Annotated in this window: 26 protein-coding genes; 10 read left to right on the plus strand and 16 right to left on the minus strand. The window is 72.6% G+C overall.

Features of this window, described 5'->3' with window-relative positions; all coding sequences use genetic code 11:
• Window positions 1-116: 116 nt before the first annotated feature.
• From ACGFI1_RS23855 to ACGFI1_RS23875, 5 genes are all read right to left on the minus strand, one after another.
• Entirely contained in the window at window positions 117-506 is a 390-nt protein-coding gene (locus tag ACGFI1_RS23855) for a VOC family protein (protein WP_138640305.1), read from the minus strand.
• Window positions 503-856, minus strand: a complete 354-nt coding sequence (locus tag ACGFI1_RS23860) for an ArsR/SmtB family transcription factor (RefSeq protein ID WP_364554416.1) — start codon at window positions 854-856, stop codon at window positions 503-505. Before ACGFI1_RS23860 ends, ACGFI1_RS23855 begins: the two co-directional genes overlap by 4 nt.
• Complete coding sequence (locus ACGFI1_RS23865) at window positions 843-1,277, minus strand: SRPBCC domain-containing protein (protein ID WP_364554415.1); 435 nt, start codon at window positions 1,275-1,277, stop codon at window positions 843-845. The genes ACGFI1_RS23860 and ACGFI1_RS23865 overlap by 14 nt, the downstream gene beginning before the upstream one ends.
• A gap of 128 nt (window positions 1,278-1,405) precedes the next feature.
• Window positions 1,406-1,690: an MGMT family protein gene (locus ACGFI1_RS23870; RefSeq protein WP_387078729.1), complete on the minus strand. Its 285-nt coding sequence runs from the start codon at window positions 1,688-1,690 to the stop codon at window positions 1,406-1,408.
• A gap of 5 nt (window positions 1,691-1,695) precedes the next feature.
• On the minus strand, window positions 1,696-1,902 hold the full coding sequence (locus ACGFI1_RS23875; RefSeq protein ID WP_138640309.1) for a hypervirulence associated TUDOR domain-containing protein: 207 nt from the start codon (window positions 1,900-1,902) through the stop codon (window positions 1,696-1,698).
• 228 nt (window positions 1,903-2,130) lie between these two features.
• Between ACGFI1_RS23875 and ACGFI1_RS23880 the strand changes: the two genes are divergently transcribed.
• The 3 genes from ACGFI1_RS23880 (at window position 2,131) to ACGFI1_RS23890 (ending at window position 4,511) form a co-directional block, all read left to right on the plus strand.
• Window positions 2,131-2,481, plus strand: a complete 351-nt coding sequence (locus tag ACGFI1_RS23880) for an STAS domain-containing protein (RefSeq protein ID WP_392787952.1) — start codon at window positions 2,131-2,133, stop codon at window positions 2,479-2,481.
• A gap of 178 nt (window positions 2,482-2,659) precedes the next feature.
• A complete protein-coding gene (locus ACGFI1_RS23885) occupies window positions 2,660-4,024 on the plus strand; it encodes a wax ester/triacylglycerol synthase family O-acyltransferase (protein WP_392787955.1) in 1,365 nt (454 codons plus the stop codon).
• A gap of 16 nt (window positions 4,025-4,040) precedes the next feature.
• Window positions 4,041-4,511, plus strand: a complete 471-nt coding sequence (locus tag ACGFI1_RS23890) for a proteasome activator (protein ID WP_386873289.1) — start codon at window positions 4,041-4,043, stop codon at window positions 4,509-4,511.
• A gap of 32 nt (window positions 4,512-4,543) precedes the next feature.
• On the opposite strand, the gene ACGFI1_RS23895 is transcribed toward ACGFI1_RS23890, so the two are convergent.
• The 4 genes from ACGFI1_RS23895 to ACGFI1_RS23910 all read right to left on the minus strand — a co-directional run bounded on the left by ACGFI1_RS23895 (window position 4,544) and on the right by ACGFI1_RS23910 (window position 10,212).
• Window positions 4,544-7,186 (minus strand): bifunctional acetate--CoA ligase family protein/GNAT family N-acetyltransferase, encoded by a 2,643-nt coding sequence (locus ACGFI1_RS23895; protein WP_392787957.1) that lies wholly within the window; start codon window positions 7,184-7,186, stop codon window positions 4,544-4,546.
• 87 nt (window positions 7,187-7,273) lie between these two features.
• A complete protein-coding gene (locus tag ACGFI1_RS23900; protein WP_392787960.1) occupies window positions 7,274-8,314 on the minus strand; it encodes an Acg family FMN-binding oxidoreductase in 1,041 nt (346 codons plus the stop codon).
• Window positions 8,315-8,416: 102 nt separating this feature from the next.
• Entirely contained in the window at window positions 8,417-9,220 is an 804-nt protein-coding gene (gene ppk2 / locus ACGFI1_RS23905) for a polyphosphate kinase 2 (protein ID WP_386873283.1), read from the minus strand.
• A gap of 128 nt (window positions 9,221-9,348) precedes the next feature.
• The gene (locus ACGFI1_RS23910; RefSeq protein ID WP_392787962.1) at window positions 9,349-10,212 is read right to left on the minus strand and encodes a universal stress protein; all 864 of its coding nucleotides are present in this window, start codon (window positions 10,210-10,212) and stop codon (window positions 9,349-9,351) included.
• 233 nt (window positions 10,213-10,445) lie between these two features.
• Between ACGFI1_RS23910 and ACGFI1_RS23915 the strand changes: the two genes are divergently transcribed.
• A complete protein-coding gene (locus ACGFI1_RS23915; RefSeq protein ID WP_387078715.1) occupies window positions 10,446-10,817 on the plus strand; it encodes a hypothetical protein in 372 nt (123 codons plus the stop codon).
• Window positions 10,818-10,881: 64 nt separating this feature from the next.
• On the opposite strand, the gene ACGFI1_RS23920 is transcribed toward ACGFI1_RS23915, so the two are convergent.
• Window positions 10,882-11,406: a Crp/Fnr family transcriptional regulator gene (locus ACGFI1_RS23920; protein ID WP_392787966.1), complete on the minus strand. Its 525-nt coding sequence runs from the start codon at window positions 11,404-11,406 to the stop codon at window positions 10,882-10,884.
• Between the two features lie 48 nt (window positions 11,407-11,454).
• Window positions 11,455-12,321, minus strand: a complete 867-nt coding sequence (locus ACGFI1_RS23925) for a universal stress protein (protein ID WP_392787969.1) — start codon at window positions 12,319-12,321, stop codon at window positions 11,455-11,457.
• Between the two features lie 203 nt (window positions 12,322-12,524).
• On the opposite strand from ACGFI1_RS23925, the gene ACGFI1_RS23930 reads away from it, so the two are divergent.
• Together ACGFI1_RS23930 and ACGFI1_RS23935 are read left to right on the plus strand one after the other, a co-directional pair.
• Window positions 12,525-12,965, plus strand: coding sequence for a universal stress protein (locus ACGFI1_RS23930; RefSeq protein WP_392787971.1), 441 nt, complete (start codon window positions 12,525-12,527; stop codon window positions 12,963-12,965).
• A gap of 16 nt (window positions 12,966-12,981) precedes the next feature.
• Window positions 12,982-13,668, plus strand: a complete 687-nt coding sequence (locus ACGFI1_RS23935; RefSeq protein ID WP_392787973.1) for a CBS domain-containing protein — start codon at window positions 12,982-12,984, stop codon at window positions 13,666-13,668.
• A 275-nt stretch (window positions 13,669-13,943) separates the two neighbouring features.
• Here the strand turns inward: ACGFI1_RS23935 and ACGFI1_RS23940 are convergent, their stop codons facing one another.
• The gene (locus tag ACGFI1_RS23940; protein WP_392787975.1) at window positions 13,944-14,507 is read right to left on the minus strand and encodes a hypothetical protein; all 564 of its coding nucleotides are present in this window, start codon (window positions 14,505-14,507) and stop codon (window positions 13,944-13,946) included.
• Between the two features lie 225 nt (window positions 14,508-14,732).
• Between ACGFI1_RS23940 and ACGFI1_RS23945 the strand changes: the two genes are divergently transcribed.
• A complete protein-coding gene (locus tag ACGFI1_RS23945) occupies window positions 14,733-15,311 on the plus strand; it encodes an Rv1733c family protein (RefSeq protein WP_392787977.1) in 579 nt (192 codons plus the stop codon).
• Between the two features lie 175 nt (window positions 15,312-15,486).
• Window positions 15,487-16,167, plus strand: coding sequence for a response regulator transcription factor (locus tag ACGFI1_RS23950; RefSeq protein WP_301177570.1), 681 nt, complete (start codon window positions 15,487-15,489; stop codon window positions 16,165-16,167).
• Window positions 16,168-16,172: 5 nt separating this feature from the next.
• Here the strand turns inward: ACGFI1_RS23950 and ACGFI1_RS23955 are convergent, their stop codons facing one another.
• The 3 genes from ACGFI1_RS23955 to ACGFI1_RS23965 are packed head-to-tail and all read right to left on the minus strand — an operon-like array spanning window position 16,173 to window position 18,411.
• Window positions 16,173-17,039: a universal stress protein gene (locus ACGFI1_RS23955; protein ID WP_392787981.1), complete on the minus strand. Its 867-nt coding sequence runs from the start codon at window positions 17,037-17,039 to the stop codon at window positions 16,173-16,175.
• Window positions 17,036-17,533 (minus strand): flavodoxin domain-containing protein, encoded by a 498-nt coding sequence (locus ACGFI1_RS23960; RefSeq protein WP_392736242.1) that lies wholly within the window; start codon window positions 17,531-17,533, stop codon window positions 17,036-17,038. Before ACGFI1_RS23960 ends, ACGFI1_RS23955 begins: the two co-directional genes overlap by 4 nt.
• A complete protein-coding gene (locus ACGFI1_RS23965; protein WP_392787985.1) occupies window positions 17,530-18,411 on the minus strand; it encodes a universal stress protein in 882 nt (293 codons plus the stop codon). Before ACGFI1_RS23965 ends, ACGFI1_RS23960 begins: the two co-directional genes overlap by 4 nt.
• A gap of 140 nt (window positions 18,412-18,551) precedes the next feature.
• On the opposite strand from ACGFI1_RS23965, the gene ACGFI1_RS23970 reads away from it, so the two are divergent.
• On the plus strand, window positions 18,552-18,866 hold the full coding sequence (locus ACGFI1_RS23970) for an SHOCT domain-containing protein (protein WP_387078701.1): 315 nt from the start codon (window positions 18,552-18,554) through the stop codon (window positions 18,864-18,866).
• A 33-nt stretch (window positions 18,867-18,899) separates the two neighbouring features.
• Complete coding sequence (locus ACGFI1_RS23975; protein ID WP_392787988.1) at window positions 18,900-19,421, plus strand: CBS domain-containing protein; 522 nt, start codon at window positions 18,900-18,902, stop codon at window positions 19,419-19,421.
• A gap of 44 nt (window positions 19,422-19,465) precedes the next feature.
• On the opposite strand, the gene ACGFI1_RS23980 is transcribed toward ACGFI1_RS23975, so the two are convergent.
• Window positions 19,466-20,341 (minus strand): universal stress protein, encoded by an 876-nt coding sequence (locus tag ACGFI1_RS23980; protein ID WP_387078699.1) that lies wholly within the window; start codon window positions 20,339-20,341, stop codon window positions 19,466-19,468.
• Window positions 20,342-20,461 lie beyond the last annotated feature (120 nt).

The raw sequence follows: 20,461 nt of genomic DNA on the forward strand, positions 1-20,461 counted from the left end.
TTTTGGGGGCGGGCGCCGGCCCCCCCGCCCCCCCGGGGGGGCCCCCGCCCCCCGGGGGGCGCGCCCCACGGCCGCCGTTCACGTCGACGTGCCGATGACGTCGCCGGGCCCGCCGGTCAGGAGGGACTCTGGTCCTCGTCGGCGAGGCGGACGATGTGCGGGATGCCGACCGGGTTGCTGATCCAGTGGGCGTCCAAGCCGGCGGGGAACGGCTCCAGCTCGTCCTGGACGGGGACACCGTGCGCGGCCAGATGCCTGGTCGCGGCGTCGACGTCATCGGTGAACAGCTCAAGCCACAGGTCGGCCCGCGCGTAGTTGTCGACGCGGTCGAACCACAGCTTCACCGGGCCGAGCTGCACCGAGGCGCACTGGTCCACGGCGCTCTGCCCGCTCTCGTCGGTGACCTCCATGCCCAGCACGTCGCGGTAGAAGGCGACGGTGCGGTCGAACTGCGCCTTGGGCAGCTTCATGGCGATGTTGTGGCCGCCGCGGAATGTCGGACTCATGGTTCGCTCCCCGTGTTGTGTTCGAGATGGTCGCGCAGTGCGCTCAGGTGGCCGTCCCAGTCGCGCGCCAGCGCGGCGAGGAACGACTGGGCCACGGCCACCGGTCCCGTCTGGAGCCGGTAGCGGATCCGGCGCCGCTCTCCGGCCTCCGCCCGGACCAGCCCGGCTTCGGACAGCAGGCCGAGGTGCTTGGCGATCGCCTGGCGGGAGATGGGGAGCCGGGCGGCCAGGTCGGTCGCGGTCGCGGGGCCGCGCGCGGCGAGCTCGGCGAGGATGCCGCGCCGGGTCGGGTCGGCCAGTGCGGTGAAGACCGCCTGGGCGACGGACTCGGCCTGGTCAGGCTGCGGCATCGAGGTACCCGGCCAGCTCGGCCAGCTCCGTCCGCCACCCGTGGACGTTGCTCTCGTAGGCGCCGCCCAGGTGGTCCGGCAGCTGGGCGAAGCCGCTCTCCACGACCGTCACCCGGGTGCCCGTGCCGGACGGCTCCAACGTGAACTCCACGTAGGTGCGCCGCGGATCGTCCGCCGGAAGCCCTTCGATCGCCCACGTGTAGGCGAACCGGCGGGGCGGCTCCACGACCTGGATCCAGAGGGTGAACTCGCCCTGCCCGTCCCACCGCACCCGGGCCTCACCGCCGGGACGCAGGTCGTCGACCTCCGCATGGGAGCCGAACCAGCCGCCGAGCCCTTCGGCGGTGGTCAGCGCCGCCCACACCCGCGCGGGCGGGTGGGCGAGGTCGAGCGTCCGCTCGATGCGATCCGGAACGGGCACGGCTACCCCCATGGCAACTCATCGGTTGCCATGGACGCTATCACAACCAACCGGTTGCGATACTTTCCCGCTCCCCGCCGTGGCGGTGACCATCGATCTCGGCCGCGGCGCCGGCCAATGAGCAATGCCTAAGAGGTCCACCGGTGGCGGGCGCGGTCCAGGTCCACGCGGGTGCCGAGCATCGGCGTTCCTTCGTCGTGGAGCATTCCTCGGGCCGACCCGCCGTGGCACGTGGCGGGTCTTCCGTCGGCATACACGACACGCCACCACGGGACGTCGTCGCCCAGCAGGCTCATGGCCCGCCCCACCTGCCGCGGCCCCGCGCCGATCCTTTTGCCGATGTCGCCGTAGGAGGCGACGGTACCGGCAGGGATCGCGATGACCGCCTCACGCACTTCCTCGACGATGCTCATGGCGGCTACAGCTTCGTCAGTGCCTGCCCTTTGTGCATGGCAATATGGTCGGTCTTGTCGCTCTGAATCTCGTACTGCGGATCGTCCTTGCTGCAGCGGCGCATGTGGCCTTTATATTCCACGTCCTCCGTGTGCTTTTTGATGATCACTCCTTCCACGTATCCCGCTTCGGAGTTCCATCGCACGTGATCACCCACCGAGAACTGCTGCATCGTTCCCCCTTCTTCTCGCGCTGGCGGCTCGCCCTGGCCTCTGAGGCTACCCACGCATACGTCCCTGCATTCGTTTCCACATTCGCTTCACACCGGAGGACACCCGCCCTGGGGCCGTCGGGACGTTGGTCCCTTGCAGCGCGGTGGACGGCAACGGAGCCTGGAGTGACGACAGGGATCCACGGAAGGATCAGCATGGATGTGAACGCCATCTCGCGGAGAGCGTCCGTGCAACTCACGAGGTTGGCCGACTACGAAACCGGTGTGGCGCGGGTGGCGGCCGCCGGTGAATTGGACATCGCCACCGCCGGCCGCTTCGGGACCGAACTGGCCCGAGTGATCGACGAGCACGGCCCGGACGTCCTGATCGACGCGTCCGCCCTGACCTTCTGCGACGCCCGGGGACTGGCGGCGATCGTGTCCGCCGACCGACTGGCGAGGCGCCGCGGCGGCGCCGTCACGCTCACCGGTGTCCGACCGCAGATGGCGCGGATTCTGCGCATCACCCGGCTCGACAAGAAGTTCATGCGTCCCCGCACGGCCGCCTTCGGCTGGGAGAACACGGTCACGTTCGTCTGACAGCGGATCGGTGCGGTCCCGGCCGAGGCGACCGGCGAGTCGATGTGCCGCAGATCAGTACCAGCACAGGCGGCAGGGACCTTCGGCCCGTCCGCGGGGGACGAACGCCGGATGGGGCGGGGGCTCGCCCGGAGGTTGGCTCGAAGGAGACCTCACAGGGCGGTGAACGATGCAACGGATGAACGCGCTGGACGCCGGAATGTTCTTCGCCGAGAACGACACGAGCCCGCTGCAGATAGGGACCGTGACCGTGTTCGAAGGTCCGGCGCCCGACTACCCGGACCTCGTGCGGCAGGTGTTCGCGAGGCTGCGGCTCGCGCCGCGCTGCCTGCAGCGGGTCCGGACCGTCCCGTTCAACCTGGCCCACCCGGTCTGGGTGGACGACGAGCGCTTCTCGATCGGCGACCACATCCTGCGCGCGACCGCGTCCGAACCCGGCGGCCCGGAGGAACTGCACGAGCTGGCCGGCCGCCTCCTGGCGCCGCCGCTGGACCTCACCCGATCACCGTGGCAGGTGTGGCTGGTCGACGGGCTCGCGGACGGCCGCTGGGCGCTGATCTGCAAGGTGCACCACTGCATGGTGGACGGGATAGCCGGCATCGACCTGCTGGCGGTGCTGCTGGACACCGACCCGAACTGGACGCCCGCGACACCCCGAGCCTGGACACCCAAGCCGGAGCCGTCCGCCATGGCCGTGCTGCGCGACGGAGTCATGGACGGGCTGAAGGACTTCGGACGGCAGGCCGGACGGCTGTTCCTGCCTGTCCTGCGCGACGCGTTCGCGGTCGCGGGCTCGGTGCCCGGTTACGCGACGCGGCTCATGGGGTCCGGCGCGTCGGCGCTCAACGGGCCGACCGGGCCGCGCCGGCGCTGGACTCGGACCCACGCGGGGATGGACGAGGTCGACCGGATCCGGCGCACGTTCGGCGGGTCGGTCAACGACGTGGCCCTGGCCGCGACCGCCCGCGGTTTCCGCGACCTCCTGGAGGCGCGGGGCCTCCTCACCGGGGAGTCGATCGTCCGGGCCATGGTGCCGGTGTCGGTCCGTTCGGCGGACGAGCGCGGCGTCCCGTCGAACCGGGTGTCCGCGGTGCCGGTGGACCTGCCGTGCGGGGAGCCCGACCCGCTGCGGCGCCTGCACCTCGTCAGGGAGCAGATGGACGGGCTGAAGAGCCGCGACCAGGCCGCCGGCCTCGACGCCTTCGTCCAGCTCTTCGGCAACGCCCCGAGCCTGCTGGCCGCGGCCGCCCACACGGCGCTGCGGCTGCGCCAGCCGCTGATCCACACGATCGTGACCAACGTCCCGGGCCCGGCCGTCCCGCTGTACGCGATGGGCCGGCGGATGCTGGAGATCGACCCCTACATCCCGATCACGGCCGGTCTGCGCACCGCCGTCGGCATCGTCTCCTACGACGGCGCCCTGTCGTTCGGGATCACCGGGGACCATGACGCCGTCCCCGACCTGGAGACCCTGAGCGCGGGCATCCGCGAGGGCATCGACGAACTCCTCAAGGAGGCGGCACAGACCGCGCCCACCACCTGAACCGGCTGGAGGCGACATGAACACTCGACGGAAGCCGCACCGCACCGGGAGCACCGCACCGGTGTCCCGTCCGACACGGATGACCGTCCTGATCGGTGATGCCCGTGAGGCGCGCAGAGGCTACGAGGTGACCGCCCCCACCCGGCTGATGCGCACCTGGCGGCTGCTCACCGCCGTGAACGAGGAGCTCCACTCCGGCGGCGTCGATGACGCGGCCGCCCATCGGGCCGCCATGGTGTTCAACGCCCTCCGGAACGAAGTGGTCCGGTCGGTCTCGCCGCAGCTCGCCGAGGAAGTGCGCGAGCTGCTGCCGCCGCTCGACGAGAACTCCGGCGTCGCCGGGACGCGCGCCGCGTGCTCGGGTGCGCTCGGCTGGCTCGACAGCCTGATGACCTCGATGCTCATGCAACTCGCCCGGCAGGGCGGGCCCGCAGGCCGGCCGGACGATGCCGCGATCACCGGCAGGCGTCCGCCCCGCCACCCGTGATCGTCCTGGTCTGTGCTCAGCGGAGTCTGTGCTCAGCGGAGGCGGCGCAGGTAGGGGTCCCAGGAGCGGCGGGGCGCGAGCCGGACGCGGGCGTCCACGATCACCGCTCCGTCCGGGCGGACGATGGTCGGGTTGAGGTCGAGCTCGGTGATCTCCGGATGGTCGGACACCAGCCGGGACAGCCGGATCAGCACCTCCCGCAGCCGCTCCAGATCGCCGGCCGGGCGCGCCGAGTGGCCGCGGAGCAGGGCCGACAGGCGCGGGGCTCGGATCAGCTCATCGGCGTCGCGGGTCGTGAGCGGCGCCAGGCGGGCGGCGCGGTCGGCCAAGGCGTCGGTGTCGACGCCGCCGGCCCCGAAGATCACCACGGCTCCGAAGACCTCGTCCTGGACGGCGCCGCACAGCACCTCGACGCCCTGTTCCGCCATGGCCTGGACGAGCGTGCCCTCCAGATCCCCGCCGAACCGCTCGGACAGGCGGCCGAACGCGGCGCGGACGGCGTCCTCCCCGTCCAGGCCGAGTTCGAGCGCGCCCGCCGCGGTCTTGTGCACGACATCGGCGGCGTGCGCCTTGAGCGCCACCGGACGGCCCAGGTCGCGGGCGGCGGTGGCGGCCTCGTCCTCGGTGCGGGCCCACCGCCACGGCGCCACGGGCAGCCCGTAGGACTCCAGCAGGCGGTACGTCTCGGCGGGCGGCAGCCACCCGCCGTCGGGGGCGCCGGTCAGGAAGCCGCCGATGATGCCGGACGCCTCGTCCGGGCGCAAGCCGGGCAGCACGGGCGCCGGCTCCTTCGGGATGTCCCGGCGCCGCGCGTACGTCCAGGCGTGGGCGAGCGCGCGGGCGGCGTTCTCCGGGTAGGCGTAGCACGGCAACCCGTCGTCGTTGACCATGACCGTCTCGGCCTGCCCGAGCACCACCGCCGCCATCGGCTTGCGGCAGGCGCGCAGCGCGTCCCGCAGGTCGCCGAGCGCGGTCGGGGCCACCAGTGCCAGCACGGCGTCCACGGAGTCGTCCGCGGCGAGCAGGTCGAGGGCGTCCCCGAACACGTCGGCGGAGACGGCGGCGGTGGTGTCGACGGGGTTGGCGACGGCCGCGCAGGACGGGAGGATGTCCGCCAGGTGGCGCCGCGTGGCCTCGTCCAGGACGGGGACGGTGAGTCCGGCGTCGGCGCAGGCGTCGGCGGCCAGCACCCCGGCGCCGCCCGCGTTGGACAGCACCGCGACCCGCGGCCCGGCTGGCGGCGGCTGGGTCGCCAGCAGCGCGGCGGCGTCGACCAGCTCGCCCAGGTCGTCGGTGGCCACGACGCCGGCCTGCTCGAACAGCGCGCGGCGGGTCAGCTCCGGGGTCGCGGCGGCGGCGGTGTGGGAGGCCGCCGCCCGGGTGCCGGGCGCGGACCGTCCGGCCAGGACGGTCAGCAGCGGCATCGTCGCGGCGACCCGGCGCGCCGTCCGGGCGAACTTGCGGGGGTTGCCGAACGACTCCACGTGCAGGATGCCGAGGCGGGTCGTGTCGTCCGACTCCCACCACATCAGCATGTCGTTGGCGCTGACGTCGTACTTGTCGCCCACGGAGGCGAACGTCGAGACGCCGATGCCCAGCCGGGACAGCTCTTCGAGGAGGGAGATCCCGACACCGCCCGACTGCACCGCCACACCGGCGGTCCCGGGGACGGGCCTGCGGGCGCCGAACGTCGCGTCCAGCCAGATGCCGGTGTTGGCGATGCCCAGGCAGTTCGGTCCGACGAGCCGCATGCCGTGCTCCCGGCAGGTCGCCAGCAGCGCGCGCCCCTGGCCGGCGGTGAACCCCGAACTGATCACCACGAGCGCGGGGATCCCGAACCGCCCGCACGCCGCCGCCACACCGGGCACCGAGGGCGCGGGCACCGTGATCACGGCGAGGTCGGGCGCCTCGGGCAGGTCGGCGAGCGTCGCCACGCACGGCGCGCCGTGCAGGTCACTCCCCGCGCAATGCGGATTCACCGCGTACACGGCGCCTTTGAAACCGCCCGCGACGATGTTGCGCAGCAGCTCGGCACCGACCGTCCCGCGCCGGCGCGACGCCCCGATCACCGCCACCGACCGGGGCCGCAGCAGCGGTTCCAGGCTCGCCACGTCCGCGCGCCGCTCGCGCTCCGCGACCGCGTCCAGGTACTCGTCGCCGCAGCCGAGCGGGATCGTCACCTCGACGACACCGCCGGACGTCCGCTGCCGCGCCGGCATCCCCGCGTCCGCGAACACGCGCAGCATCGCGCTGTTCTCCGGCAGCGTGTCCGCGCGGAAGGCCACGAGCCCGCTGTCGCGGGCCAGCGACCCGAGGTGCTCCAGCAGCAGGGTCCCGACGCCGCGGTGGTGCATCCGGTCGGCGACCGCCATCGCGACCTCCGCCTCCCCCGGCACCCCGGTCGGCTCGTACTCCGCGACACCGACCAGGTCGCCGTGCAGCCAGGCGCCGAGGGCCGCGTGATCACTGCCGTCCGTCCGGCAGACCCGCCTGGCCACCTCGCCCGCCATGGCCCGGTTGAGGCCGAAGAACCGCAGGTACAGGCTCTCCTCGCACAACCCCTCATGCAGCTCGCGCACCGCGTCCAGGTCCGCCGCGCCGAGCCGCCTGATCTCGATCTGCACGCCGTCGGTCAGCAGCGCGAACGCCCGCGCACCGGAATGCCGCTCCGTCATGTCTCCAGCGTCTGACGGGACACCCCCGCAGATCATCGTCCCAAGGTCACCGGCGATCGGGACCATGGTCCCTTGCCGTGACGGACGTCAGTCGCCGCTGAGGACGTCCGCGACCGGACGCCGCCGGCTCGGCGGGCGACGCGCCGCGCGGCCGAGGCGCAGCACCATCTGGGGATGCCCGCAGGCCAGGTCGCGGCGGACCGCCGCCCGCAGATAGGGCAGTTCCAGCGGCTGCGTGTGGAAGGCCGCGCTCACGTCCAGTGTCGCCGCGTGCAGGAGGACATGCTGGAGCGCCTGGCCGGCGAGCAGCCAGTCCACACGCCTGTCCTCACGGGTGGTCAGCACCGCCACCGTCCCCAGGGCGGCGGACGCGGTTTCGCAGTCGCCCGCCTGGCGCTGGAACCCCCATGGCGCTCCGGCGGTGAGGTCCCGCGAGGGGAACTCCAGACCGTCCGCCGGGGCCGGGGAGGAGGCGGGCGCGACACCGTCGAGGCGCCCGGTGCCCGCCGGCGCCGTCCAGGTCAGCCGCTCGCCGAGGATGCGGGGATCGCGGAGCTGGACCACCTCGGCGGCCTGGACGTGCTCGGCGAGCTGCCCGCGCTGCCCCTCGTCCTTGACGACGCGGAGGCCGGCGCCCTCGTACCGGGCGATGCCGGCCAGCACGGTCGGCAGCATGGGCGGCAACGGGACCGCCAGAAACCGCCCGCGATGCGTGTGACGGAGCCGAATCGTCCGGTACAGCAGTTCCTCGTACGGCCGTGGGACCGTCCTCGTCCCCCAGACGATCCGGGCCAGCAGGTCGGGATACGCCGGATTCGGCAGCAACCGCACCCGCGGCGTGAAGCCGAGGCGCCGGACGGCCAGCCGCGCGTTGAACAGGGCCGCGCCGCAGCTGATGAGCATCTCCCGCCCGGCCGGGTCGGCGACCGGCAACTGGCGCGCGCGGTCGGCCCACAGCTCCAGCCCGTCGGGGCGCTCGACGATCCGCCACGGCTGGGTGTTGTTGATGGACGGCGCCAGGACCGCCGCGCGGGCGACGAAGCGCGCCGCCAGATCAGTGCGTTCGCTTCCGAGAGGCTTCGCGGGCGCGTCCCAACGCTCCGCCGGAATTCGTGCGGTGCTGACCATCTCGATGACCTCCAGCCGTGAGTGCCCGGCACTCACAGCCTGCGGGACCGGCGTCGAGACGGCATCGTGTCCAAAGTCCCCTCCGCACGGACCTTCGGCCCCTCAGCTCCTCAAGGTCGCCGCGTGATCCGGGACGTAGGTCTGCTCGTCTCGCGGCGGCCGCTCGTACCCCTTCGACGGGGGACGTTCCGGCAGCTGGAGCGGCGGGCGCTCCACTTCCCGGTAGGGAATGCTCGACAGCAGGTGCGAGATCATGTTGATGCGCGCACGGCGCTTGTCATCGCTCTCGACCACGAACCAGGGCGCCTCGGGAATGTCGGTGTGGACGAACATCTCGTCCTTGGCACGCGAGTACTCCTCCCAGCGCGAGATCGACTCCACGTCGATGGCGGACAGCTTCCACCTGCGCATCGGGTCGTCGAGCCGGCTGCGGAAGCGGCGCTCCTGCTCGGCGTCGCTGACCGAGAACCAGTACTTGCGCAGCAGGATGCCGTCCTCGACCAGCATCCGCTCGAAGATCGGGCACTGGTGCAAGAAGCGCCGGTACTCCTGGGGCGTGCAGAAGCCCATGACCCGCTCGACTCCCGCGCGGTTGTACCACGACCGGTCGAACAGGACGATCTCACCGGCCGCGGGCAGGTGCTCGACGTACCGCTGGAAATACCACTGGGTCCGTTCCCGGTCGCTCGGCGCCGGCAGCGCCACGATCCGCACGACGCGCGGGTTGAGGTACTCGGTGACGCGCTTGATGGTGCTCCCCTTGCCGGCGGCGTCGCGTCCTTCGAACACCACGGCGACGCGCGCGCCCTCCGCGCGCACCCACTCCTGCAGCATCATCAATTGCTCTTGCAGCCGGAGCAGCTCACGTTCGTAGACCTGCCGGGGCAACCGCCGGGGACCACCCATACCGCCTCCAAGCCTCGGGTATACGCCCTCCAGTCTGGCCGACCCGCGCTTCGGGAGGCAGTCCGCCCCGGATCCCCGGCTCGCCTGCGAACGGCGGCGCCACCCCGGCCAAGGCGCCGCCGAACGCGCTAGGCCCCCGTGTTCTGGGGCGCGTGGACGACCATTACCGGACAATGCGCGTGCTGCACCAGAGCCTGGCTGACCGATCCGAGCAGGAGGCCGCGGAAGCCGCCCAGCCCTCGCGAGCCGACGACGAGCAGACGCGCGTCCTGCGAGGCGTCCAGCAGCACCTCTCGCGGTGCCCCGACCACGACTTCCGCGCGCACGTTCACTCCGGGGTGGAGGACGCGGAAGGGGGTCGTCAGCCGGTCCAGGCGTGCCGTGGCGGCCTTCCGCATACCGGCCTCGTCCGCCAGGGGCGGGAGACCCTCCACCGGGACCGACTCCCACGCCACCACCGCGTGCACGGAGGACCCGTGCAGTTCGGCCTCGGCGAACGCGATCGCCAGCGCGGCCGACGACTCCGAGGAACCGTCCACGCCGACCACGACCGCTCCCGCCTCCCTCACGTCGCCCCGGGCGATCACCACGGGGCAGGAGGCGTGCGCGACCACCTGGGCGCCGACCGATCCGAGCACCAGCCCGGCGAACCCGCCGAGGCCCCGCGGCCCCAGGACGATCAAAGTGGCGCTCTTGCCCGCCTCGATCAGCTTGGCGGCCGGCTGCCCGCATTCGAGGACGCCCTGCACCGGCACGTCGGGCGCCTGCTCGCGGACGTGCTCGATGCCGCCGTCCAGGGTCTTCTGCGCCAGGGCCTGGAGGTCCAGCATCGGCATGGCCATCGAGCCGCCGATGTAGTACTGCCAGGCGTGGATCACGGTCATCGGGAGGTCGCGGATCCGGGCCTCTTCGGCGGCCCAGTCCAGGGCGCGGATCCCGTTCTCCGAACCGTCGTACCCGACGACGACACCGGTGGCCGCCTGCTCGCTCATGCTCTTCTCCCCGCTCTCGCCGACCCGTTGATCTCCCACATGAGCAGCCTTGCCCGCGATGGCCTCGTCCAAGAGGGGCCTCAGTCCGGAACAACAGGGACCTTCGGCCCGCAATCGCGCCGGGGTGTCGAGGCGGGCCGAACGGCTCTGCGGGGTGATGACGAAGGTCCCTAGGGCGGACGCCGGCTGTGGATCAACGTTGGTGGTGATCCCTTCGCATGAGGAGGCCGACGTTGTCCAACACAGTCGCCGACCAGTTCGACATTGAGATCACCACCCTGCGGGACGTCCCGCAGTCGGATGTGCAGCACATCCGCGAGGTCGTGGCGCGGGTCCTGGCGCACGCCCCGCGTCCGGTGCTGTACGCCAAGGCCACGCTCAACGTCCTTCCCGACCCCGCCGTGCCGCGTCCCTACCTGGTCTCGCTCCGGGTCGACCTGAACGGGCTGCCCGTCAACGCCTACGCCTCGGCCACCTCGATGTCGGAAGCCGGCAGCCTGGCCGCCGCCCGTCTGCGCGCCCGGATGCAGCACGTCACCCGGTACTGGACGACCCGCCGGAAGGCCGACCGAACAGCCGCGGCCAACAGCCGAGCCCGGCACTGAACACCATCGCGATCCCCTGGCCGGGCGCCACCCCGGCCAGGGGATCGTGGTCCGCGAGAACGGCCTAGTGCCTCTCGTACCAGGACGCCGCCACACCGCCGACTCCATGCGGGAGGCGGGACGAGGCATCGCCATCGGCGACGGCCTCAGGGAGTTCCGTCAGCCGCGCCTGTGCCGTCTCCAGGCGCTCCACGACGAGCTCGGCGAAGCGGCGCGTCAGTTCGTAGCCCATGGAAGGGTCGACGGCGCAGAGCGTCCGGACGAGCCGTCCGTCGAACTCGATGGCCCGCACCGGGGTGGTCGCCACCCCGCCGAAACGCCACTGGTGCGGACGGAAGAGCCACGACCAGCCGAGCACCGAGCCCGGGCCGAAGGTGTCGATGATGACGGCGCCGCGCCGGGGCGCGTGCAGGTCGACGATCACGGTCCCCTCCAGCAGGAGCCAGAACCGCTCCGCCGGATCGGACTCGCTGAAGATGCGCCTCCCCGCCGCGAACTCGGTGAACCGGGCCGCCGTCGCCAGCCTGCGCAGGTCGGCGCTCCTCATGCCGTCCAGGAACGGCTCATGCGCGAGATCCGCACCGGTCACGGTACGCATCCGACTCACCCCCTCCTACCTCTCAGTCCGCCGGCATCGTCACCGGGTGCGGTTCGGGACGACGGCGACCGTGCACGGGGCGTGCTTGAGCAGCGCGTCGCTCGTGGCACCGAGGGTCAGCGGCTCCACGACCCCGGTCCCCCGCGCGCCCACCACCATCAGCGTCGCGTCCTCGGCCGCCTGGAACAGCGCCTCGCGCGGCGACTGCAGCACCAGCGACGTCATGGCCTGCACCTGCGGGTACTTCACCCGCCAGGGCGCCACGGCGCGTTCGAGCACGGCACCGGCCGCGCGGCGCAGCCTGTCCTCGTCGCCGAACAGCGAGAGGTCTCCGTCGGGGGCCGCGCCCGGCTCCCAGCATCCGTACACCGCGCGCAGCCGCCAGCCGCGCAGCGCCGCCTCCTCGAACCCGAAGGCCAGCGCGACGTCCGCGCCCGCGGAGCCGTCCACGCCGACGACCACCAGGCCGTCGCGCGGCGCCGCCGACCGGACGACCAGCACGGGGCGGTCGGCCTTGGCCGGCACCCGCAGCGCCGTCGAGCCCACGGGCATCTGGTCCGGCTCGTGCGAGCCGACCACGATCAGTTCGGCGTCCCCGGCCTCGTTCAGCAGGGCCGGAGCCGCGCTGCCGTCCTTCAGCCGCTTGTTCACCTTCAGGCCCGGCGCCAGCTCCCGCGCGAGCGCCACACCGTGGTCGAGGAGATGCTCTCCCATCCGGCGGATGGTGGCCTCGCCCTCGTAGTCGATGTAGCTGATCGGGTACGGCCAGCGCCAGGCGTGGCACACCGTCAGCGGCAGCCGCCGCAGCTGTGCCTCCCGCACCGCCCACCGCACGGCCCGCTCGCTCTCACTGGTTCCGTCGTAGCCCACGACCACATGGCTCATGACGTCCTCCTCGTTCGACATCTCCATCCCACCTCCGGGCCGGCCGCCTTCACAGGGCCGAAGGACCCCCGCTCACCGGGACCTCCGCCGCCGCGTCGGACGGCCCCGACCTCGGCTCCAGCGAGACGCGGTGGAGGTCGAAGGTCCCCTACCCGCCAGGACGGACGGCTCTGACCTACGGCCATCCGGCGAGGGAGGGTGGAAGCGACTCAAGGAGGTCGGCGATGTGGGTCATGCCCGAACACCGCTCCGTTGTCGTCGGAGTGGACGGTTCCCCCAACTCCATGGCCGCGCTGCGGCGCGCCGCCCGCGAGGCCCTCGAACGGCACGCGCGGCTGGACGTCGTCCGCGTCGTCGAGACCGACGGGGCCACGGCGCCCCGCCCATTGCGGACCGCGCGGGAGTGGCTGCGGCTGCGGCGCCTGGTCGCGCACGCGATCCCGCGCGCCCAGCACCTCAACACCCGGCTCCGGATCGTGAACGGCGCGCCCGGCGAGGCGCTCGCCCACGCCGCCGCGCATGCCGAACTGCTGGTCATCGGCGCCCGAGTGCACTCCGAGCACGGCAACCCGCTCGGCGGCGACACCGTGCCGGTCGTCCGCGAACGCGCACGCTGCCCGCTGGTGATCTGCGCCGACCACACCACCGAGTCAACGGCACTGTGAAACCCGGGAGGGCATCATGCAACGCCGCACCGTCCAGGACGTCATGACCAAGAGGGTCGTCACGGTCACCGAGGAGACCCCGTTCACCGAGATCGCCGACGCCATGGCCGAGCACCGCATCAGCGCTGTGCCCGTCCTGGACGTGACGGGCCGGGTGACCGGCATCGTCACCGAGGCCGACCTGCTCCGCAAGCAGGAGTACAAGGACGACGGCGCCGGCCACCGGCCGCTGCGGGCCCGGCTGCGGCGCCACGCCGACGCGGAGGCCAAGGCCGCCGCCGTGGACGCCCGAGGGCTGATGAGCACGCCCGCCGTCTCCGTCGCCCCGCACACCTCGATCCCCCAGGCCGCGCGGCTGCTGAACGCCCACGGGTTCAAGGCGATGCCCGTCATCGACGGGGACGGCCGGCTCGCCGGCATCGTGGCCCGACGCGACCTGCTGAGCGTCTTCCAGCGGTCCGACGCCGACATCCGCGACGAGGTCATCCAGGACGTCCTGATCCACAAGCTCTGGCAGGATCCCGCCGAGCTGCACGTCCGCGTCCAGGAGGGCGTCGTCCACCTGACCGGGCGGGTGGAGCAGAAGAGCCTCATCCCGATCGTCGTCCGCCTGACCGCCGCGACCGAAGGCGTCGTGGACGTCGTCCACACCCTCGGATACGACCACGACGACACCCGTCGCACCACGTACCCGAGAGCGTGACTTCAGCGGCCCGCGAGCGGCGCGAGAGCGCCTGCCCTTAGGAAGTCTGGATCAACCACTGGTTCGCCCCGGGCGTCTACCTCGGCCATCGCCGACGCAGACGCCCGGGGCGGCGGCGTTTGCGAGCACCTGGTCGTGATGCGCCGGATGCCCACCGACCGACGCCTGACCACCCTCGTCCAACGCTGCGGTGCGTTGGACTGGCGCGAGGGTGACGCAACAGCAGGACGCCCGCCGGGTGGGCGGGCGTCCTTGAGGGGTGTTGCTGTTGTCGGCTACTTGAGGATGGGGAAGCGCTTGGCCAGGGCGGTGCCGCTCCACCAGCGGCCCAGGCCCAGGGTGTCGCCGGCGCTGACCAGGGCGAGCCCGATGATCAGGATCGCGTAGATGATGTGGTCGTCCATGAACAGGTTGTTCTCCGGGGGCAGGACCGCCGTCCACATCATGACCAGCAGTGCCGCGCCGCCGGCGGCGGCGATCCGCATCCCGATGCCCAGCATCAGCGCGGCGCCGACCCCGGCCAGGCCGATCATGAACAGCCAGTCCGCCCACGCGGCGCCGGCGAGGTCGTTGTAGAACCCGGCGAACGGGCCCTTGGGGGCGTGCGCCAGGAACCCCTCGGTCGGGCTGCCGCCGTCGAGCCAGCCCTTCCCGGCCGGGGTCGCGTGGCCCAGACCGAAGACCTTGTCCACGAACGCCCACACGAAGATCCAGCCCAGCGCCAGCCGGGCCGCGGCCCAGGCGTAGCGGGCGGCGGGCGTCTCGGTCAGCGGCTTCGGCGCCACCACCTGGATCAGGGTGCCGCGCCCCGCGTGCGTCTTGTGCTCGGAGACTGCCATCGCCGTCTCACCTTCCATCACATCGCCGGTTCCATCACCTATGACTCAACCCCCACCGCCCGGCGCGCTGTAGGTCCCTTCGGCGCAAGATCGAAGGGACCAACGGCCCGGTGTCCGGCCGCACGCAAGGCCCAAAGACCCACCGGTCACGGGCCCTCGGTCCCTGTAGGCCGCCGTTGCCTCGCGTTTAGCGTCGCTTCAGGCTGGTCGGAAGGGGGCGGCGTCATGAAACGGGCGAGGATGCGGGCGCGAGCGAATCGATGGCGCCGTAGCCTCGGCCTGGACGGCAATGACCTGCGACGGGACGTCGACCGCGCCCAGCGAAGGCTCGGCGTCATCCTGCTGATGATCTTCTCCGGCATCACCCCGTCACTGGCCGTCTACACCGCCTGGATCGTCCACGACTCGGGCGTGCGGGCCGAGCGGTACGAGGCCGCCACATGGCACCGGGTCGACGCGACCGTGGTGAAGATCAAGCAGGTGAAGGGTCGGCATCAGGTCACCGTCGCTTGGACCGAGCCGGGCGGAACCCGCCGGACGGGCGACTACACGACCTTGCGCGGACCCGACATCGGGACTCGCGTCAGGGTCTGGGCCGGCCCCGGCACCGTGTCGCTTCTTCCACCACGAGATCATTCGCGGACCCTCGCCCAGACCGGACTGGCCGTGGCCGGCGTCGCACTGGCCACAGGAGCGCCGCTACTCGGCCTCTACCAGCTGGCCCGCCGCAGGTACGACCGACGACGCGACCAACTCTGGGACGCCGCCTGGGCGCGCCTCGACAACCACCACATCGGCCCCTGACCGCCGTCCCACCGCCTGGGTTTGCCAGAATCTCCGGCCTCCCGCTCATCCCCTAGCGCCCAGACGACCTGCAGGGACTCACCTCCGCTGCCGGAACAGGCCCTCCAGCGTCCGACCGAGATCGTCTCCGACCGGGTAACGTCCGTACATCACCGCTAAAGCAGGGAATGGTGCGATGACAAGCCCGAACCGCGAGGCCGGCGAGACGATCCGGGTGTTCCTGCTGGACGACCACGAGGTCGTCCGCCGCGGGGTCGCGGCGCTGCTGTCGGCCGAGGACGACATCGAGATCGTCGGCGAGGCCGGCACCGCCGACCACGCGCTCGCCCGCATCCCCGCCGCCCGCCCCGACGTCGCCGTCCTGGACGTGCGGCTCCCCGACGGCGACGGCGTCTCGGTCTGCCGCGAGATCCGCTCCCAGCTGCCCGACCTCGCCTGCCTCATGCTCACCTCGTTCGACGACGAGGACGCCCTGTTCGAAGCCGTCATGGCGGGCGCCGCCGGGTACGTCCTCAAGCAGATCCACGGCTCCGACCTCGTCGGCGCCGTCCGCACCGTCGCCACCGGCCAGTCCCTCCTGGACCCCCGCTCCACCGCCCGCATGCTTCACCGCCTGCGCAACCGGCAGGACAAGCAGGACCCCCTACAGCACCTCACCGACCAGGAACGCCAGATCTTCGACCTGATCGGCGAGGGCCTCACCAACCGGCAGATAGGCGAGCGCCTCTACCTCGCCGAGAAGACCGTCAAGAACCACATCTCCAGCATCTTCGCCAAACTCGGCATGAGCCGCCGCACCCAGGCCGCCGCGCTCGCCGCCCAACTCAAAGCCGACTCACGGAAACGGCACGAATAGGGCCCTCAAGACCGTCCACTGACGACGGCCACCGGGCAGCGCGCACGCATCAGCATCGCATGACCGACCGACCCCAGCAGCAGCCCGGCGAACCCTCCGCGCCCGCGCGAACCCACGACCAGCAGGTCGGCGTGCCCGGACGCCTCGGCCAGGACGCGGGCGGCCCTCCCGCGGACGGTCTCGGCCACGACCTCCACATCGGGGTACTCCGCCCGCCGGCCGGCGAGCGCCTCGGACAGAAGGCGCTGCTCGTCGGCGGCGAGGATCCCGAGGTCGTGGACCAGCGGGACCATGTCGCCGGGGCCGCTGGAGACGGGGTGCGTCCAGGCGAGCAGCGCCCGCAGCCGGGCCCCGCGCACGGACGCCTCCTCGAAGGCGAACCCGATCGCGTCGGCTCCGGCCTGTGACCCGTCGACGCCGACCACGATCTCGCCCCGCTCGGACGGCTCGGAGGGGCGGACGACCACCACCGGGCAGGGCGCGTGCGCGGCGACCTGGTTCGCCACCGACCCGAGGACGAGGCCGGTGAGGCCGCCCGTGCCGCGCGGGCCGGTCACGAGCATGAGCGCGTCCCGGGCCCGGTCGATGAGCACCTCGGCGGGCTGCCCACCGGTCTGCTCCCCCGTCACCTCCAGGCCCGGCGCCCCCTCGCGGGCGCGGGCCGCGCCGATGTCGACGACGCGCCGGCCGTCGTCCAGCATCTGCTTGCGGACCTGCGCCGCCCGCCGATCGTCCGGGACGTCGAACAGCCACGGCGTGACGACGTACACCAGATGCAGCGACGCTTCTCTGCGGACGGCCTCGGCGGCGGCCCAGTCGACCGCCCGCAGGCTCGCCTCCGAGCCGTCCACACCGACGACGATCTTGCTCATACGGTGGCCTTCCGCAGCTCGCGGGCGATGCCGGCGGCCCACTCCGCGACCTGGTCGCGGTCCCGGTGGTCGCCGCTCATCCGCTTGGCGATCCTGGACGCCAGGAAGCCCTTCGCGTCCGGGGCCAGGCGGCCGCCGAAGGTGGCGTGGCCGCGGGCGTGCAGCCGCCCGGCGATCTTGGCGACGCCGGGGACGGGGTCGATGACGTGTTCCCGGGCGGTGTCGTCCAGCGGACCGCTGCTGAACAGCCACACCGGCCGGTGCTCCAGCTCGTCGGCGTGGTGCCGGGCGAAGTGGCGCGCATCCCGATGCCACCGCCCCTCGTACAGCGCGCCGCCGAGGACGACGGCGTCGTACTCGTCCAGGTCCGTGACCTCGCCGGCGGGACGCACATCGGCGTCCGCACCCGCCTGTCGCAGCGCATCGCCGACCCAGTCGGCGATCTCGGCGGTTCCTCCGCGCTCGGAGGCGTACGCCACCAGCACTCGGATCATGACGGCTCCTCGATGTTCGGGTCGCGCTCGTGGACGACCGCGACGGGGCTCGGCGCCTCGTGCAGCAGGGTGCGGGTGACAGCGCCGAGCAGGGTTCGGGGGGACGAGCCGATCCCGCGGTCACCGACCACGAGCAGCATCGCGTCCCGTGCGTTGTCGGCCAGGACGCGCTGGGCCCGCTCCAGGACGAACCTGCGCTCCACGGCGACATCGGGATAGTCGGCCAGGTGCGGCTCCACCGCATTGGCGAACCGCGCCTTGGCCTGCTTCTTGATGCCCTCGGGGTCGGTGAACGGCAGCCGGTCGGGCCCGGGCAGCGCGGCGGGATCCCACCACGCGCACACCAACGTCACCGCGGCATCGCGGAGCCTGGCCTCCCGCAGAGCGAACCGCACCGCGGCCTCGCTCGCCGGCGAACCGTCGACGCCCACCACGATCCGGGCGCTCTGCCGCCGCTCATGGGCGGGCACCACGACCACGGGACGATCGGCATGCGCCGGGACATGCACGGCCGTGGAGCCGACCGGCAGCTTGTCGAAGCCGCCCGCCCCGCGCGCGCCGATCACGATCAGCGCCGCTTCCGTCGAGGCCTCCAGGAGCGCCCCGGGCGGCGTGCCCTTCGCCAGCAGCGGCCGGACGTCCAGGCCCGGCGCGGTCTGCCGGGCGAGCCGGACACCGTCGTCGAGGGCCAGCGCCCCCATGCCCCGGACGATCTCCAGCGCGTCCTCGTCCCGCGGAGTCAGCGGATAGGGCCAGGTCCAGGCGTGGCAGACCAGCAGCGGCACCCCGCGAAGGGACGCCTCGGCGGCCGCCCAGCGCACCGCCCGTTCGGCCGCCGGTGAGGCGTCGAACCCCACCAGAACAGCTCGTCCGTCCATTGAGGTCACCTCCTGGCTTCTGAGCCTCACCGATTAGAAGCGCCGCATTCAGGGGCATGGGTCTCCCAATGCGCGGGACCTTCGGCCCTGGGTGCGCCCGGCCCGGGGAGCGCAGGCTGGCAGTAGAAGGAGGTGCGGTCATGAACATCGGATATGCCCTCGCGGCTCACGTTCCCGGCGACGGCTGGGGGCACATGGGGAACGGCGGCTGGTCCGGCTGGATGTGGCTGTGGGGGACGGCGATGGTCCTGTTCTGGGTCGTCGTGATCGCTGCGGTGGCCTGGCTCGTGGCCCGTGCCGCGGCACCGCGCCGTACAGGCACGCCGGACCTTGAGAGGCCCGGGCTGGAGCACGCGCGCGAGATCCTCGCCGAGCGCTACGCCCGCGGCGAGATCAGCACCGAGGAGTACGACGAACGGCTGGCCAAGCTGGACGGACGGAACATCCGCGCTTGACCGCGGCGCGTTCCACGACCATCGGGAGGGATCATGACCGAGCAGCCGCCCCTGGAGCAGCGTCCCGCCGCCGAGCTGATGACCCGGGACCTGCTCACCATCGCCGCGAGCGAGTCCGTGCTGATGGCCTGGGAGCTGATGTGCAAGGCCCAGGTGCACCACCTCCCCGTCGCCGATGACGAGGGCGGCTTCCTGGGCGTCGTGGACGCCCAGACCCTCACCTCGACGTGGGACGCCTCCGCCCCGCAGCAGGCCCGCCGACCCGTGACGACCCTCCTGCCGTCCGGGCCGCCCATGACGGTCCGGCCGGCGGCCACCATCCGCCGGGCCGCCCGCGCCATGCTCGAATCCGGGAAGGACTTCGTCCCGGTGACCGACGACCACGGCGCCCTGGTCGGCCTGATCACCGCACGGGACCTGATCGGCGCGCTCGCCGGCGAGGAACGCGACATCCCCCCGCAAACCGGAGGAATGCCCTCCCTCTATCGGATCGAACCGGTGCTGCCGAGCACACCGCCCGTGCACCCGGGCTCCAGCAGCATCACGCCCGACTGAGCGGACTCCGCGAGTGACCTCCGGCTCGTCAGGCGGCGGGCTCGTCAGGCGGCGGGCCGGGGCTGCGGCACGATCGCCACCGCGCACGGGGCATGGTGCAGCATCGCCGAACTCGTCGCGCCCAGCAGCAGCGGATCCAGGCCCCCCGCGCCGCGGTCCCCCACCACCAGCAGATCGGCGTCAGCCGCCGCCGCCAGCAGGGCCTCGCGGGGACGCTCCAGCAGCAGCGACACCCGCACGGCGACCTCCGGATAGCGGCGCCTCCACGGCCGGACGGCCTCGTCCAGCATCGCGGTGCGCACCTCGAACAGCCTGTCCTTGTCGGTGAACAGGGGCAGCTCGAAGTCGGGCACGGCGCCGGGTTCCCAGGCCCCGTAGACCACGCGCAGGTCGGAGCCGCGGAGGGCGGCCTCCTCGATCGCGAAGCCGAGCGCCGCGTCCCCGCCCGCCGACCCGTCGACGCCGGCCACGATGAGGCCGCGCGGCGCTCCGCCGCCGCGGACGGCGATCACCGGCCGGTGCGTCCGCGCCGGCAACTGCACCGCCGTGGACGCGTTGAGCAGCCGGTACCGCTCGTGGGAGCCCACGACGATCAGCTCCGCGTCGTCGGATTCGTCGACGAGCGTCTCGGTGACGGGCTCGCGCCTGAGCAGCGTGGAGACCTTCCCGCCCGGTCCCAGGTCCCGGGCCTTGCGGGCGCCCTCGCGCAGCAGGTTCTCGCCCGCCCGCTGGACGATCGCCTCGACGGCGGCGTCCACATGCCCCGGCGGATAGGGCCAATGCCAGCAGTGGCACATGACCAGGTCGAGTTCCCGCAGCCGGGACTCCTCGACCGCCCAGCGCAGCGCCGACTCGTTCTCCTCGGTCCCGTCATAGCCGAACAGGATGTTCGGCCGCTGGGCCCGTGACAGTGCGACCATCCGTCCTCCCCCTTCGCCCCCGCTAGGGACTCAATTTCAGGTTCGGCGGACCGCAAACACCTCGCAGGGGCCGAAGGTCCCAGGTAGGGGCGGCCGTCCGGCACTGCCCGCCCCGGCCGG

The sequence above is a fragment of the Actinomadura geliboluensis genome, assembly GCF_043197915.1.
Taxonomy (GTDB): Bacteria; Actinomycetota; Actinomycetes; order Streptosporangiales; family Streptosporangiaceae; genus Spirillospora; species Spirillospora geliboluensis.

Bases quoted from the DNA above. Each gene is read 5' to 3' on its own strand.
- ACGFI1_RS23855 (WP_138640305.1), bottom strand. From the start codon at position 506: ATGAGTCCGACATTCCGCGGCGGCCACAACATCGCCATGAAGCTGCCC.
- ACGFI1_RS23860 (WP_364554416.1), bottom strand. From the start codon at position 856: ATGCCGCAGCCTGACCAGGCCGAGTCCGTCGCCCAGGCGGTCTTCACC.
- ACGFI1_RS23870 (WP_387078729.1), bottom strand. From the start codon at position 1,690: ATGAGCATCGTCGAGGAAGTGCGTGAGGCGGTCATCGCGATCCCTGCC.
- ACGFI1_RS23875 (WP_138640309.1), bottom strand. From the start codon at position 1,902: ATGCAGCAGTTCTCGGTGGGTGATCACGTGCGATGGAACTCCGAAGCG.
- ACGFI1_RS23885 (WP_392787955.1), top strand. From the start codon at position 2,660: ATGAACGCGCTGGACGCCGGAATGTTCTTCGCCGAGAACGACACGAGC.
- ACGFI1_RS23890 (WP_386873289.1), top strand. From the start codon at position 4,041: ATGAACACTCGACGGAAGCCGCACCGCACCGGGAGCACCGCACCGGTG.
- ACGFI1_RS23895 (WP_392787957.1), bottom strand. From the start codon at position 7,186: ATGACGGAGCGGCATTCCGGTGCGCGGGCGTTCGCGCTGCTGACCGAC.
- ACGFI1_RS23900 (WP_392787960.1), bottom strand. From the start codon at position 8,314: ATGGTCAGCACCGCACGAATTCCGGCGGAGCGTTGGGACGCGCCCGCG.
- ppk2 (WP_386873283.1), bottom strand. From the start codon at position 9,220: ATGGGTGGTCCCCGGCGGTTGCCCCGGCAGGTCTACGAACGTGAGCTG.
- ACGFI1_RS23910 (WP_392787962.1), bottom strand. From the start codon at position 10,212: ATGAGCGAGCAGGCGGCCACCGGTGTCGTCGTCGGGTACGACGGTTCG.
- ACGFI1_RS23925 (WP_392787969.1), bottom strand. From the start codon at position 12,321: ATGTCGAACGAGGAGGACGTCATGAGCCATGTGGTCGTGGGCTACGAC.
- ACGFI1_RS23930 (WP_392787971.1), top strand. From the start codon at position 12,525: ATGTGGGTCATGCCCGAACACCGCTCCGTTGTCGTCGGAGTGGACGGT.
- ACGFI1_RS23935 (WP_392787973.1), top strand. From the start codon at position 12,982: ATGCAACGCCGCACCGTCCAGGACGTCATGACCAAGAGGGTCGTCACG.
- ACGFI1_RS23940 (WP_392787975.1), bottom strand. From the start codon at position 14,507: ATGGCAGTCTCCGAGCACAAGACGCACGCGGGGCGCGGCACCCTGATC.
- ACGFI1_RS23945 (WP_392787977.1), top strand. From the start codon at position 14,733: ATGAAACGGGCGAGGATGCGGGCGCGAGCGAATCGATGGCGCCGTAGC.
- ACGFI1_RS23950 (WP_301177570.1), top strand. From the start codon at position 15,487: ATGACAAGCCCGAACCGCGAGGCCGGCGAGACGATCCGGGTGTTCCTG.
- ACGFI1_RS23955 (WP_392787981.1), bottom strand. From the start codon at position 17,039: ATGAGCAAGATCGTCGTCGGTGTGGACGGCTCGGAGGCGAGCCTGCGG.
- ACGFI1_RS23960 (WP_392736242.1), bottom strand. From the start codon at position 17,533: ATGATCCGAGTGCTGGTGGCGTACGCCTCCGAGCGCGGAGGAACCGCC.
- ACGFI1_RS23965 (WP_392787985.1), bottom strand. From the start codon at position 18,411: ATGGACGGACGAGCTGTTCTGGTGGGGTTCGACGCCTCACCGGCGGCC.
- ACGFI1_RS23970 (WP_387078701.1), top strand. From the start codon at position 18,552: ATGAACATCGGATATGCCCTCGCGGCTCACGTTCCCGGCGACGGCTGG.
- ACGFI1_RS23975 (WP_392787988.1), top strand. From the start codon at position 18,900: ATGACCGAGCAGCCGCCCCTGGAGCAGCGTCCCGCCGCCGAGCTGATG.
- ACGFI1_RS23980 (WP_387078699.1), bottom strand. From the start codon at position 20,341: ATGGTCGCACTGTCACGGGCCCAGCGGCCGAACATCCTGTTCGGCTAT.